Source organism: Roseateles sp. GW823-FHT07B05, from assembly GCF_058794515.1.
On record NZ_JBXAGX010000005.1, the window covers coordinates 1 to 12123 of the forward strand.

12 protein-coding genes are annotated in these 12123 nt (G+C 71.3%); 8 read left to right on the top strand and 4 right to left on the bottom strand.

All coding sequences use genetic code 11. From position 1 onward, the window contains the following. Positions 1–78 precede the first annotated feature (78 nt). Positions 79–915: an archaetidylserine decarboxylase gene (gene asd / locus AC1Q7O_RS12360; RefSeq protein ID WP_492662578.1), complete on the bottom strand. Its 837-nt coding sequence runs from the start codon at positions 913–915 to the stop codon at positions 79–81. 83 nt (positions 916–998) lie between these two features. Here asd and trhO point away from each other — a divergent pair, with 83 nt between their 5' ends. The 5 genes from trhO to AC1Q7O_RS12385 all read left to right on the top strand — a co-directional run bounded on the left by trhO (position 999) and on the right by AC1Q7O_RS12385 (position 6103). Continuing rightward, positions 999–1805: an oxygen-dependent tRNA uridine(34) hydroxylase TrhO gene (gene trhO, locus AC1Q7O_RS12365; RefSeq protein ID WP_492662577.1), complete on the top strand. Its 807-nt coding sequence runs from the start codon at positions 999–1001 to the stop codon at positions 1803–1805. A gap of 107 nt (positions 1806–1912) precedes the next feature. Beyond that, on the top strand, positions 1913–3214 hold the full coding sequence (locus AC1Q7O_RS12370) for a UDP-N-acetylglucosamine 1-carboxyvinyltransferase (RefSeq protein ID WP_492662576.1): 1302 nt from the start codon (positions 1913–1915) through the stop codon (positions 3212–3214). 2 nt (positions 3215–3216) lie between these two features. Continuing rightward, positions 3217–4107 (top strand): hypothetical protein, encoded by an 891-nt coding sequence (locus tag AC1Q7O_RS12375; protein ID WP_492662575.1) that lies wholly within the window; start codon positions 3217–3219, stop codon positions 4105–4107. An 11-nt stretch (positions 4108–4118) separates the two neighbouring features. Beyond that, positions 4119–5024, top strand: coding sequence for a pseudouridine synthase (locus tag AC1Q7O_RS12380; RefSeq protein WP_492662574.1), 906 nt, complete (start codon positions 4119–4121; stop codon positions 5022–5024). Further along, entirely contained in the window at positions 5021–6103 is a 1083-nt protein-coding gene (locus tag AC1Q7O_RS12385; protein WP_492662573.1) for a GGDEF domain-containing protein, read from the top strand. The genes AC1Q7O_RS12380 and AC1Q7O_RS12385 overlap by 4 nt, the downstream gene beginning before the upstream one ends. A 156-nt stretch (positions 6104–6259) precedes the next feature. Here the strand turns inward: AC1Q7O_RS12385 and AC1Q7O_RS12390 are convergent, their stop codons facing one another. Continuing rightward, positions 6260–6967: a hypothetical protein gene (locus tag AC1Q7O_RS12390; protein WP_492662572.1), complete on the bottom strand. Its 708-nt coding sequence runs from the start codon at positions 6965–6967 to the stop codon at positions 6260–6262. Between the two features lie 116 nt (positions 6968–7083). Here AC1Q7O_RS12390 and AC1Q7O_RS12395 point away from each other — a divergent pair, with 116 nt between their 5' ends. Next, positions 7084–8076 (top strand): GGDEF domain-containing protein, encoded by a 993-nt coding sequence (locus tag AC1Q7O_RS12395; protein WP_492662571.1) that lies wholly within the window; start codon positions 7084–7086, stop codon positions 8074–8076. A gap of 56 nt (positions 8077–8132) precedes the next feature. Here AC1Q7O_RS12395 and AC1Q7O_RS12400 read toward each other — a convergent pair whose 3' ends face one another. Together AC1Q7O_RS12400 and AC1Q7O_RS12405 are read right to left on the bottom strand one after the other, a co-directional pair. Continuing rightward, positions 8133–8951, bottom strand: a complete 819-nt coding sequence (locus AC1Q7O_RS12400) for an HDOD domain-containing protein (protein ID WP_492662570.1) — start codon at positions 8949–8951, stop codon at positions 8133–8135. 39 nt (positions 8952–8990) lie between these two features. Next, positions 8991–9752 carry a sulfite exporter TauE/SafE family protein gene (locus AC1Q7O_RS12405; protein ID WP_492662579.1) on the bottom strand — a complete coding sequence of 254 codons (762 nt, stop codon included), beginning with the start codon at positions 9750–9752 and terminating at the stop codon, positions 8991–8993. Positions 9753–10196: 444 nt separating this feature from the next. Between AC1Q7O_RS12405 and AC1Q7O_RS12410 the strand changes: the two genes are divergently transcribed. Next, the gene (locus AC1Q7O_RS12410; protein WP_492662569.1) at positions 10197–11591 is read left to right on the top strand and encodes a TIGR03790 family protein; all 1395 of its coding nucleotides are present in this window, start codon (positions 10197–10199) and stop codon (positions 11589–11591) included. A gap of 100 nt (positions 11592–11691) precedes the next feature. Beyond that, positions 11692–12114: a type II secretion system major pseudopilin GspG gene (gene gspG, locus AC1Q7O_RS12415; protein ID WP_492662568.1), complete on the top strand. Its 423-nt coding sequence runs from the start codon at positions 11692–11694 to the stop codon at positions 12112–12114. The last annotated feature ends 9 nt before the right edge of the window (positions 12115–12123 follow it).

The window sequence follows — 12123 nt, forward strand, 5'->3', positions numbered from 1 at the left end:
TCGGCCACACTCCGCACTCAACCGCCAGCCACCCATGAGCCGCATCCCGGCCATGAACAACCTACTGGAACTCAACACCTAGCGCGCCATCCACTCGCCCATGCGGATCGCGCCGCCGGGCTGCCACGCCGGGTTGAACTGCAGGCCGCTCTTCTCGAACAGCATGACGACCGTGGAGCCCAGCAGGAAGCGGCCCATCTCGTCGCCCTGTGCCAGCGTGACCTGGCCGGGCGCGTAGTCCCAGGCCTTCACGGTGCCGCCGCGCTTGATCTGGCCGTGCCAGACCGTGGCCATGCTGCCCACGATGGTGGCGCCCACCAGCACCAGCACCCAGCGGCCTAAAGCGTCGTCATCGAACACGCACACCACGCGCTCGTTGCGCGCGAACAGCCCCGGCACGCCACGCGCCGTCACCGGGTTCACCGAGAACAGCTCGCCCGGCACATGCACCATGCGCACCAGCCGGCCGGCCGTCGGCATGTGGATGCGGTGGTAGTCCTTGGGGCTCAGGTAGAGGTTGGCGAACAGCCCGTCCTGGAAGCGCGCGGCCAGCTCGGCGTCACCGCCCACCAGCGCCGTCGTCGAGAACGCCTGGCCCTTGGCCTGGTAGACCTGGTCGCCCTGGATGCAGCCCACCTGGCTGATCGCGCCATCCACGGGGCAGATCAGCGGCGCGCTGGCCAGCGGCCGGGCGCCGGGCGTCAGCGCCCGCGTGAAGAAGTCGTTGAACGTCGCGTAGGCGGCGATGTCCGGCTGCGCCGCCTCGGCCATGTTGACGCCGTAGCGCGCCACGAAGCGGCGGATGGTGGCCGTGGTGATGCCTCCCAGCGGCTTGGACGCGTAGTGCCCGGCCAGGCGGGTCATCGCCAGCTTGGGCATCAGGTACTGCGGCAGGACTTTGAGGCGATCAGACATGGCATCGGGGCCGTGAAGGGTCGCGGATTCTAGGAGCGCCCCTCGGGCGACAGGCCTAGGGTCAGCGCGGACAATGCGGGGCGATGTCCCTGGTTCACAGCTCCTTTTACCGTTTCACACCGATTGCCGACCCGACCGCCTTTGCCGCCTGGCTGCGCGAGGCCGCGTCGGGGCTGGGCGGCGTTGTGCTGGTGGCCACCGAGGGTCTGAGCGCCGCCGTCGCCGGCCCGGCCGACGTGCTGGCGCGCTTCGAGGCCGCGCTGCAGCAGCAGCCCGGCTTCGCGGGCCTGCACTTCAAGCACAACGTCTGCGAGCGCTCGCCGTTCAGTCTGCTCAAGGTGTCCGTCAAGCGCGAGATCGTCGCCTTTGGCGTGCCCGGGGTGACAGGCGGCGTCAGCGGCGGCGAGGCCACCGACACCCATGTCAGCCCGCAGCGCTGGCGCGAGCTGCTGGACGACCCGGACACGGTGGTTCTCGACAACCGCAACACGTTCGAGTTCAAGCTTGGCCGCTTCCGCGGCGCCATCGACCCCGGCGTGGCGCACTTCCGCGACTTCCCGGCCTACGTTCAGGCGCACCGCGACGAGTGGCAGGGCAGGACGGTGGCCATGTACTGCACCGGCGGCATCCGCTGCGAGAAGACTGCGGCGTGGATGCAGGCCCAGGGCCTGAAGGTGGCGCAGCTGGACGGCGGCATCCTGAACTTCCTGGAGGCCTTCCCAGACGCCGCGCGGGACTGGGAAGGCGAGTGCTACGTGTTCGACAAGCGCATCGCCATCGACGCCGCCGGCCGCGAGACGGGCACGACGGCCGAGCAGGTGTTCACCGACCCGGCCGACGCCTGGCGGCTGAACCGCGCCCGGCGGCTGGACCCCGGCGCGGAGGATTGATTCCCCCGGCGCGGAGCAAACCTTCCGGGCCGCGCTGCATGCGGGCCGCCGCAAACCCCGACAATCCGCTCCGCGCGCCGCTTGCGCGCCCCGAAATCCCTCATTCGATGTCCCACCTGATCGTCCACGGCGGCACGCCCCTCTCGGGCCGCATCATTCCCTCGGCCAACAAGAACGCCGTCCTGCCCATCCTGTGCGCGACGCTGCTGACCAAGCAGCCCGTGCGCCTGCGCGGCGTGCCCGAGATCACCGACGTGAAGAAGATCGTCGAGGTCTTCCGCAAGCTGGGCTCCCAGGTGGAGCTGGACTTCAAGACCGGCATCCTGGACGTGCACCACCGCGACACGCATTTCGACGCGGCCACCGACCGCCTGCCCGAGGAAATGCGCTCGTCCATCATGCTGGTGCCCGGCCTGATGGCGCGCTTCGGCGCCGCGCGCATCGAGGACGACGTCAAGGGCTGCACGCTGGGCGCACGCGAGATCGACCCGCACGTGGAGGTGTTCCAGCGCTTCGGCGCCGATGTCGAGCGCCTGCCCGACGGCCTGGTGCTTCGCGTGGATCGCCCGCTCAAGGCCAACGACCACTGGACCGACTACGCCTCCGTCACGACGACCGAGAACTTCGTGCTGTGCGCGGCGCTGGCCGAGGGCACGTCCACGCTGACCAACGCCGCCAGCGAGCCGCATGTGCAGGAGTTCTGCAACTTCATGTCGCTGCTGGGCGCCAAGATCGAGGGCCACGGCACGTCCAAGCTGAAGATCACCGGCGTGCAGGAGCTGGGCGGCGCCGACTACACCTTCACCGAGGACTTCCACGAGATCGTCACCTTCCTCGCGTTGGGCGCCATCACGGGCGGCAACGTGCAGGTCAAGAACGGCGCGCCGGAGATGTTCCCGCTGCTGGACCGCACCTTCGCGAAGTTCGGCGTGCAGATCGTCCACGAGGACGGCTGGAGCCGCTGCGTCGTGGACGGCCCGCTGAAGGTCAAGGAACCCTTCACGCGCAACATCCTGCAGAAGGTCGAAGCCGCGCCCTGGCCCTATGTGCCGGTGGACCTGCTGCCCATCTTCGTGGCCCTGGGCGTCAAGGCCGAGGGCAGCGTGATGTTCTGGAACAAGATCTACGACGGCGCGATGGGCTGGACCAGCGAGCTGGCCAAGTTCGGTGCGCACGCGTTCCTTTCCGACCCGCACCGCATGATCACCTTCGGCGGCAAGCCGCTGAGCCCGGCCGAGGTGGAGAGCCCCTACATCATCCGCGTCGCCATCGCGCTGCTGATGGTGGCCGCCAGCGTGCCCGGCAAGAGCGTGATCCGCAACGCGACGCCCATCCGGCGCGCGCACCCCAACTTCGTCGAGCACATCTGCGAGCTGGGCGCGCGCATCGAGTGGGTGGAAGGCGACTGACCATGCGCGGGCTCTGGGCTGCGGCAGCCTTGCTGGCCGCAGCAGCAGTCCACGCCGACACCCTCCGCTGGGTGGCGCAGGACGTGCCGCCGCATTTCAACTTCCAGGATGGCCACGCGCCGCGCAGCGTGGCCGAGCTGGGGCGGGGCGAGGTGGACGGCTTCATGCGCGTGCTGCTGCCGCGCATGGCCGGCTTCCGGCACGAGTTCGTCGAGGCCAGCACGGCGCGCTACGAGGCGCTGTCGCGCAGCGGCCAGACGCTGTGCTCCACGCTGCACGTGCGCACGGCGGAACGGCTGGAGTGGCTGTACTTCTCGCACCTGTACCCGCCGCTGGTGTCGCGCGAGATCCACGTCATCGTGCGTCGCGACGCGCTGGCGCGCGTCATGCAGGGCGCGCCGGCAGACGGCCGCATCGTGCTGGCCGACCTGCTGCAGCGCCCCGAGCTGCGGCTGCTGCTGGCGCGCGACCGCGCCTTTGGCCCGCAGATCGACCCGCTGCTGGGCCGCCACGCGGTGCCGCGCCTGGCCGTGGGCGCCCAGCTCAGCAGCCAGTTGCTGGACATGCTGCGCGCCGGCCGCATGGACTACACGCTGGACTACCCGGCCGTCATGCAGGACCACCTCAAACGCATCGGCGATCCCGGCGCCCTCGTCGCGCTGCCGGTGGCCGAGGGCCGCAGCACGCTGCTGGCCACCGTGTCCTGCAGCCGCACGCCGGAGGGGCGCCGCCACATCGAGGCCATCGACGCGGCCGTGCGGGCGCTGGCCCGCGAGCCGGACCGCGACGCCTGGGTGCGCGACTGGCGCGGCGACCGCGCCACGCCGCAGGACATGAAGCGCCTGAACGCCTACATGGACGAGCGCGCCCGCGGCGGGCCGCGCATCGAGTAGGCGCCGGCGTCGTGGCCCGTCCGCCGAAGCCTGCCCTGCCGCTGCGCGACGGCGTGGCCGCCAGCGCCGTGTTCTGCCCGCCCGGGCCGTGGGCGACAACGGCCGCCTTCCTCGCCGAACGCCTGCCGCGCGTCGACGACTGGCCCGAGCGGCTGGCGCGCGGCGACGTCGTCGACGACGACGGCCAGCCCGTCACCGCGGCCTACCAGCCCAACCGCCGCGTCTATTACTGGCGCTACCTGGCCGACGAGCCCGCAGTGCCCTTCGAGGCCCGCATCGTCTTCCAGGACGAGCACCTGCTGGTGGCCGACAAGCCGCACTTCCTGCCCGTCACGCCCAGCGGCCTCTACGCCCGCCAGACGCTGATGGCGCGGCTGCGCCATGCGACCGGCCTGGCCGACCTCATCCCCATCCACCGGCTGGACCGCGAGACCGCCGGGCTGGTCGTCTTCGCCGTGCGGCCGCAGGACCGCGATGCCTACCACCGGCTGTTCCGCGAGCGCACGGTCGACAAGGTCTACGAGGCCGTCGCGCCGGCCGGCGAGGGCCCCTGGCCGCGCGTCGTGCGCCACCGGCTGGCCGAGCCCGACGGCGACGACTTCATGCAGATGCAGGTCGTGCCCGGCGAGCCCAACGCCGAGACGCGCATTGACCTGGTCGAACGGCTCGCCGACGGCCTGGCCCGCTACGAGCTGTGCCCGCACACCGGCCAGCGCCACCAGCTGCGCGTGCAGATGAACGCGCTGGGCCTGCCCATCGTCGGCGACCGCATCTACCCGGTGCTGCAGCCGCACGAGAACCCGCCGCGCTTCGACGCGCCGCTGCAGCTGGTGGCGCGCGAAATCGCGTTCACGGACCCGGTGACGGGCGCGCGACGGTACTTTTCACGTGGCACCGCGACAATGCCGTCCCGATGACCGCCGACCCCCAAGCCCAAGTCCAGGAACTGCGCCGCCAGCTGCAGACGCTGCTCGAAGCCGCCACGGCCAACGAGCGCAAGCTGGACCGCTTCGACGCGCTGGAGCGCCGCCTCATGTCGGTGGGCTCCATGGAGGAGCTGGTCAACCTGCTGCTGGTGGACTGCCGGGCGGACTTCGGGCTGGACGCGGCCGAGCTGTGGCTGCTGGACCCCGATGGCGAGCTGCGCCGCGCGCTGCCCAGCCTGCCGATGAGCAAGGCGCCACAGCTGCTGGAGGGCCACGGGCCGCTGAAGGACATCTTCGGCGCGGTGCGCACCACGCGCCTCATCGGCCCCGGCCATGACGAGGCACTGCTGGCCACGGCCTTCGGTGCCGGCACGCCGGTGCGCTCGGCGGCGCTGCTGCCGCTGATCCGGCAAGGTCTGCTGATCGGCAGCCTGCACTTCGGTGCGCGCGATGCCGAGCGCTACGACGCCGCCTCGGGCACCAAGTTCCTGGACCGGCTCGCCGCCATCGCCGCCATCGCCATCGAGAGCATGCTCAACCGCGAGCGGCTGCGCCGCGCCGGCATGACCGACGGCCTGACCGGCGTGCACAACCGCCGCTACTTCGACCACCGCAGCCTCATCGAGTTCAGCCAGGCCGTGCGCCACCGCTACCCGCTGGCCTGCCTGTTCCTGGACATCGACCACTTCAAGGCCATCAACGACGGCCACGGCCACCCCGCGGGTGACGAGGTGCTGCGCCAGGTGGGCGGGTTGATCCAGCGCTCGCTGCGCACCGGCGACCTGGCCGCGCGCTACGGCGGCGAGGAGTTCGTCGTGCTGCTGCCGCGCACCGACCTGGCCGGCGCCCGCGAGGTGGCCGAGCGCATCCGGCAGATGGTGCAGGAGGCGCCGTTCGTCACGCCCGACGGCGGCACGCTCGGCGCCACGCTGTCCGTCGGCCTGGCCATGCTGCCGGCCGAGGCCACCAGCTTTGCCGACCTGCTGAATGCCGCCGACCGCGCGCTCTACGAGGCCAAGCGGGCCGGGCGCAACCGCACGATTGCCGATACGGCGGGTGAAGCGGCCTGACGGCCGCGGCCCTGTATTGCGGGCCGAGCGCCGGGCCGCTCCCAAGCCGGCCCGTCTGGCGATGTGCGAGCGGGGCACGCCCCGCGAGCATCGCCGTCCCCTTGGGGGACCGACTGGGCTTGCCCGCGTTCAGCGGCGCAAGACCGGGCGAGGGGCTCACTTCAGCCAGAGCAGCTGCATCGTGAACATGTCGCCGCGGCTGCCGTAGGTCTTGCCCCACAGGAAGGCCGTGTTCAGCGTCACCGTGTCGCGGCCGTCGTCCCACAGCGTGGCCAGCAGCGCCGGCCCGGCGCGGTGGGACTGGCGCCGGCGCGGCGCCCAGTCGTTCCATTGCCCCACCTCGCTGAAGCCCTGCAGGCCCAGCCGCCAGCCCGGCGCCACGCGGTAGAGGCCGCGCCACTGCAGCTTCAGCCGCGTGTCGTGCCGGCGGCTGTCGTACTCCCAGAACACGTTGGCATTGAGCTTGAGCCGCCCGAGGTCGGTCTGCCAGGCCGGGCCCAGCTCCAACGCATGGCTCTGGCCCACGTTGCGTATCAGCTGCGCATGCAGGGCCAGGTCGTACGGCTTCTCGCCCTGGGTCAGCAGCACGACGTTCTGCCAGTTCAGGCTGGACAGCACCTGGTCGGACGCGCCGTAGCCGATCCAGCTCGCCAGCACCCGCGTCGTCCAGCGCGTGCTCAGGCCCCAGCTGAGGCCCAGCTCCGGCCACAACTGCGCTTCCTCGTCGGGCGGCTTGACCGTCCAGTAGCGCAGCTCGGCGCCGATGCGGTCGGCCTGGTCGTACGGCGTGACGACGTAGTAGCCGGGGTCGGCCAGTGCCGGGGCGGCCCACGCCGCCAGCAGGCACATGCGGTACAGCTTCATGCCGCGCACTCTAGGCGCGCCGCGGCGGCCCCCCCACCCCCTGACAAACCCCGAGCCCACCACAGCGCACAACGGGCGGTGCGGCCGTGACAATTTGTCGCGCAGTTGCATTTCCCATGACCACCGATTCCGCCGCACCTCCCCTGCACGACGACGACGCCATGCCGCGCCGGCTGGGGTCGCTGCGGTTGCGGCTGGGCCTGGGCGTGCCGCTGCTGACCTGCGCCATCGTGGCCATCTTCGAGTGGAGCCTGGGCGGCTTCGTCGTGCCGGCCGAGGGCCTGGCGCGCACCGCCTGGCTGGTGCTGCTGCTCAGCGCGGCGCAGCTGCTGCTCGTCGAGATGCTGATGCTGCGGCCGCTGCGCCGGCTGGCGGCCGGCTGCGAGGCGATGGAGTCTGCCCCCGTGCCGCCGACGCCCGAGGAGGCTGCGCCGGCCCCCGGCCTGGCCGCCGAGCTGGACCGCATCGGCCACGCGATGCGCCGCGCGCGCGGCTCGCTGTGGCAGCAGGACCTGCATGCCCGCGAGCTGCGCCGCGAGCTGACGCAGCAGCGCCTGCTGCTGGAGCAGGCCCAGCTGGCGCTGGAGGCCAACCAGCGCGAGCTGGCCAGCCTGGCCCGCACCGACGCGCTGACGGGGCTGGACAACCAGCGCGCCTTCGACGAGGCGCTGCGCCGCGAGTTCAAGCGCGCTCAGCGCCAGCGCGGCCTGCTGGCGCTGGCCGTGCTGGACCTGGACGAGTTCAAGCAGTTCAACCAGCGCCACGGCACCGCCGTTGGCGACGCCGCGCTGCAGCGCGTGGCCGGCCTGCTGAACGAGCGCTTCAAGCGCGACACCGACGTCGTCGCCCGCCTGGGTGGCGAGGAGTTCGTTGCGCTGCTGCCCGGGGTCGGCATGGCCGAGGCGCAGGGCGTGCTGGAGCAGTTGCGCGACGACCTGCGCGCGTTGCGCCTGCCCGATGGCGAGGGGGACCTGACGCTGAGCGTGGGCCTGGCCGCCGCCAGCCCGGCCCACCCCTACCTGAGCGCCCAGGCGCTGATGCAGGCGGCCGACGAGGCGCTCTACATCGCCAAGCATGCCGGCCGGGACAGATTGAGTTTGGCGGCCTGAAAACAAAACGGAGGCCTGAGCCTCCGTGTCGATGTGCCTGCGTTCAGCAGCGCGGGTCAGCGGCCATGTTCCTGTGCGGCCAGCAGCTGCTCGTTGACGCGCCGTGCCGCGCGCAGCACCAGCGTCTCGTCCAGCTGCGCCTGCGGTGCGATCTGGCTGGCGATGTCGTCCAGCTGGTCCTGGTGGTTCAGCAGCGCCCAGGCCACCGTCGAGATGGCGGCCACGCTGCGGCGGGCCAGGCTTTCGGGCATGGTCAGCGAGGACTGGATCTCGACGTGGTGGCGCACGCTCGCGACGGCCGCGGGCGCCAGGCCCCAGCTCTCGCACAGCGCCGCGCCCAGTGCGTCGTGGCTGACGCCGAAGGCCGTCTTCTCCAGCTCCACCAGCTCGGCGTCGCGCGTGGCGGCGCGCAGCATGGCGGGGTAGTGCGTCGGCGCGTGGCGGTACAGCACCGCCTTGCCGCATTCCTCGAACAGGCCGGCCGAGTGTGCGGCCCACGGGTCCACGCCCAGCATCTGGCCCATGCGGCCCATCAGCAGGCCGCGCTGCGACGCGCGCGCCCACACGGATTCCAGCTCCGCCGCGGCCGGGAAGGCGGCACGCAGACCCATCTCGAACGTGATGGCCGCCACCTCGCGCATGCCGAGATAGGTCAGCGCCTGGTGCACCGTCTGCACGCGGCCGCGCAGGCCGTACAGCGACGAGTTGACCGCCTTCATGACGGCGGCCGCCAGGGCCATGTCGGTCTCCACCAGCGCGGACATGGCCTGCAGGTCGATGTCCTCGGCCGCCATGAGCAGCGAGAGCTTGACCAGGACCTCCGGCTGGGTCGGGATCTCGATGTCCAGGTTGCGCAGTTGAGGATCGACGGGCATGGCGTTTTTCGGGGGACCGGGGGAATGCCTGATCGTAGATCAGCGGAAGAAGGCGTCCCAGGCTGTTTTGAGGATGAGCGCGCCCACGACCGTGACGAAAACGCCCCGCACAAAACCGGCGCCGTGCTTCAGCGCCAGGCGCGTGCCGGCCAGGCTGCCGATGACGTTGGTGACGGCCATCACCGCGGCCACATGCCACCAGATGTGGCCCTTGCTGACGAACAGCGAGATCGCGAACGCGTTCGTCAGCAGGTTCATCAGTTTGGCCGTGGCCGACGCATGGAGGAAGTCATAACCGAGCACCCGCACGAACAGGAACACGAAGAAGCTGCCCGTGCCGGGGCCGAAGAAGCCGTCGTAGAAGCCCACCGCCAGCGCGATGGCACCGGCCACGGCCGCCTCCGCGCGGCCGGCGAAGCGCGGCTTGTGCTCGCGCCCCAGGTCCTTCTTGGCCAGCGTGTAGAGAAACACCACCAGCAGCACCAGCGGCAGCGCCTTGCGCAGCCCGTCGGGGCTGACGAGCGTCAGCACCCACGCGCCGGTGAAGCTGCCCGCGCCCGCCAGCACCGCGGCCGGCAGCAGTCTCTTCCACGGCAGCGACACCCGCTTCACGTACTGCGCCGTCGCCCACGCCGTGCCCCAGATCGCCGCGCCCTTGTTGGACCCCATCAGCGTGGCCGGCGCCGCGTTCGGGAAGGTGCTGAACAGCGCCGGCGTCAGGATCAACCCGCCGCCGCCGGCCACCGCATCAATGAAACCAGCCAGCAGCGAGGCGAGGGCGACGACGAGCAGATCGAGCATGTCCATGAATTCCATCAACGACCGCGGCCGTAGTGCCCCGGGCGGGCCGAGCGCCGGGCCGCTCCCAAGCCGGCCCGTCTGGCGATGTGCTAGCGGGGCACGCCCCGCGAGCATCGCCGTCCCCTCGGGGGACCGACCGGGCTTGCCCGCGTCCAGCGGCGCAAGACCGGGCGAGGGGCAGACAAAATAAAACGGCCACCAAGGGGTGCCTTGGTGGCCGGTGGGATTGTCTTCGGGGTGTCGAAGCAATCTTGCTGTCTTGTCTCCTCACAACCCGCCCGGCGGCCCTGGACTTAGAGCCCCGAACCGCGTCGAGTGACGAGAATGTATTGCCCCGCCTCGGTGCATGAAACTGGGGTAAGCCCGGGTTCGTGGGGCGCGAACGGGCATTTGTGCACCATTGTTGTGCAATGAGGTGGCGCGAGACCGCGGGAGAATGGCGCCATGCGTCGCCTGCTCCACCCCTTGTTGCCACTCGCCGCGAGCCTGTTGACCGCCTGTGGCGGCGGCGGTGGCGGGGCCGCCGGCGGCAGCACCGGCGGGGTTGATTCCGGGGGCTCTGGCATAGGGCAGACGCTCACGTTGACGCTGCCCGCGGCGGGGCTGTCGCCGGCCGATCTGGCGGTCGTCGTGGCCGAGGGCGATGCGGTCAGCGAGGCCATGGGCGCGGCCTATCTGGCGGCCCGCGGCGTGCCGGCTGCCAACCTCATCAAGGTGAAGGTCAACACCGCCACCCCCTCCATCTCGGCGGCCGATTTCGCGTTGCTTAAATCAGACATCGACGCGCGGCTGCCCGCGTCTGTGCAGGCCACGCTACTGGCCTGGGCCGCGCCCAGCCGCGTGTCGGGCGCCTGCAGCATGGGCATCACGAGCGCCATGGCTCTGGGCTATGACACTCGCTATTGCAATAGCGCGCCGACCACCGATGCCTGTGCCACGACGGCAGCGTCGCCGCTGTACGACAGCGAGTCGCGCCGGCCGCAGGCTGACCTGCAGCTGCGGCCGTCCATGCTGCTGGGCACCAGCACGCTGGCCGCGGCCCAGGCCCTCATCGCGCGGGGCGTGGCCGCCGATGCGACGCTGCCGGCCGGCGAGGGCTGGCTGGTGCGCACGACGGACGCGGATCGCAGCGTGCGCTGGAGCGACTTCCAGCCGCTGCCGGCCGCCTGGGGCAGCGCGCTGAAGCTCAACTACGTGGACAACAGCGCCGGCGCGGCCAGTGCCAACTCGCTGTCGGGCAAGACCGACGTGCTGTTCTACCTGACCGGGCTCGCCAACGTGGCCAACCTGTCGACGCTGCAGTTCCGCCCCGGCGCGCTGGCCGACACGCTGACGTCCGTCGGGGGCGTGCTGCCCAGCGGCAATGGCCAGATGCCCATCACCAACTGGCTGGCGGCCGGCGCGACGGCCAGCTACGGCACGGTGGAGGAGCCCTGCAACCACCCCCAGAAGTTCTCGCGCGCGTCGGTGCTGATCGACCACTACTGGCGCGGCGGGACCGCCATCGAGGCCTACTGGAAGGCCGTGCAGTGGCCGGGGCAGGGCCTGTTCGTCGGCGAGCCGCTGGCCCAGCCCTTCCGCGACACGCCCAGCTTCGCCATCGTGGCGGGCGAATACCAGATCAAGACGCGCGCCCTGCGCCCCGGCAGCCGCTACGCGCTGCAATACCGGCTCAACGGCAGCACGGCGTGGACGACGCTGGCCAGCTTCACCGGCCAGCGCGGGCAGGTGCTGGACGGCCGCTCGCCGCTGCCGCCGGCGGCGGCCGTGCAGATCCGCTGGCAAGGGCCTTGCCCGGACAACGCCGCCAACGCCTGCACGCTGGCCCAGTCGCCGTGAACCGTCACGGCCAGCCCTCAGAATGCGGGTCGGTCAAATCCTGATTGCCTGACGCGGCCGGGCGACGAACAGTCGCTGTCCCCCGCAGTCCCACACCGTCATGCTCCGTTCCCCTTGCGCCCGTGCCCGCGGCTTCACGCTGCTCGAACTGTTGGTCGTCATGGTCATCATCGGCCTGCTGGCCGGCTACGTGGGCCCGAAGTTCTTCGGCCAGATCGGCAAGAGCGAGGTCAAGGCGGCGCGCGCGCAGATCGATGCGCTGCAGAAGTCGCTGGACCAGTACCGGCTCGACGTGGGCCGCTACCCCAGCACCGAGCAGGGCCTGGCCGTGCTGGTGACGAAGCCGGCGGACGAGCCCAAGTGGCAGGGGCCGTATCTCTCCAAGGCCGTGCCCAAGGACCCCTGGGGCAACGACTACCAGTACCGCGCGCCGGGCGAGCACGGCGAGTACGACCTGCTGAGCCTGGGCAAGGACGGCCGCCCCGGCGGCGAGGGTGAGGACGCCGACCTCACCAGCTGGTGACGGCTCGCT

What these genes read in the sequence shown, in the direction of transcription:
- asd (WP_492662578.1), bottom strand. Translation starts at nt 915, where the DNA reads ATGTCTGATCGCCTCAAAGTCCTGCCGCAGTACCTGATGCCCAAGCTG.
- trhO (WP_492662577.1), top strand. Translation starts at nt 999, where the DNA reads ATGTCCCTGGTTCACAGCTCCTTTTACCGTTTCACACCGATTGCCGAC.
- AC1Q7O_RS12370 (WP_492662576.1), top strand. Translation starts at nt 1,913, where the DNA reads ATGTCCCACCTGATCGTCCACGGCGGCACGCCCCTCTCGGGCCGCATC.
- AC1Q7O_RS12375 (WP_492662575.1), top strand. Translation starts at nt 3,217, where the DNA reads ATGCGCGGGCTCTGGGCTGCGGCAGCCTTGCTGGCCGCAGCAGCAGTC.
- AC1Q7O_RS12385 (WP_492662573.1), top strand. Translation starts at nt 5,021, where the DNA reads ATGACCGCCGACCCCCAAGCCCAAGTCCAGGAACTGCGCCGCCAGCTG.
- AC1Q7O_RS12390 (WP_492662572.1), bottom strand. Translation starts at nt 6,967, where the DNA reads ATGAAGCTGTACCGCATGTGCCTGCTGGCGGCGTGGGCCGCCCCGGCA.
- AC1Q7O_RS12395 (WP_492662571.1), top strand. Translation starts at nt 7,084, where the DNA reads ATGACCACCGATTCCGCCGCACCTCCCCTGCACGACGACGACGCCATG.
- AC1Q7O_RS12400 (WP_492662570.1), bottom strand. Translation starts at nt 8,951, where the DNA reads ATGCCCGTCGATCCTCAACTGCGCAACCTGGACATCGAGATCCCGACC.
- AC1Q7O_RS12405 (WP_492662579.1), bottom strand. Translation starts at nt 9,752, where the DNA reads ATGCTCGATCTGCTCGTCGTCGCCCTCGCCTCGCTGCTGGCTGGTTTC.
- AC1Q7O_RS12410 (WP_492662569.1), top strand. Translation starts at nt 10,197, where the DNA reads ATGCGTCGCCTGCTCCACCCCTTGTTGCCACTCGCCGCGAGCCTGTTG.
- gspG (WP_492662568.1), top strand. Translation starts at nt 11,692, where the DNA reads ATGCTCCGTTCCCCTTGCGCCCGTGCCCGCGGCTTCACGCTGCTCGAA.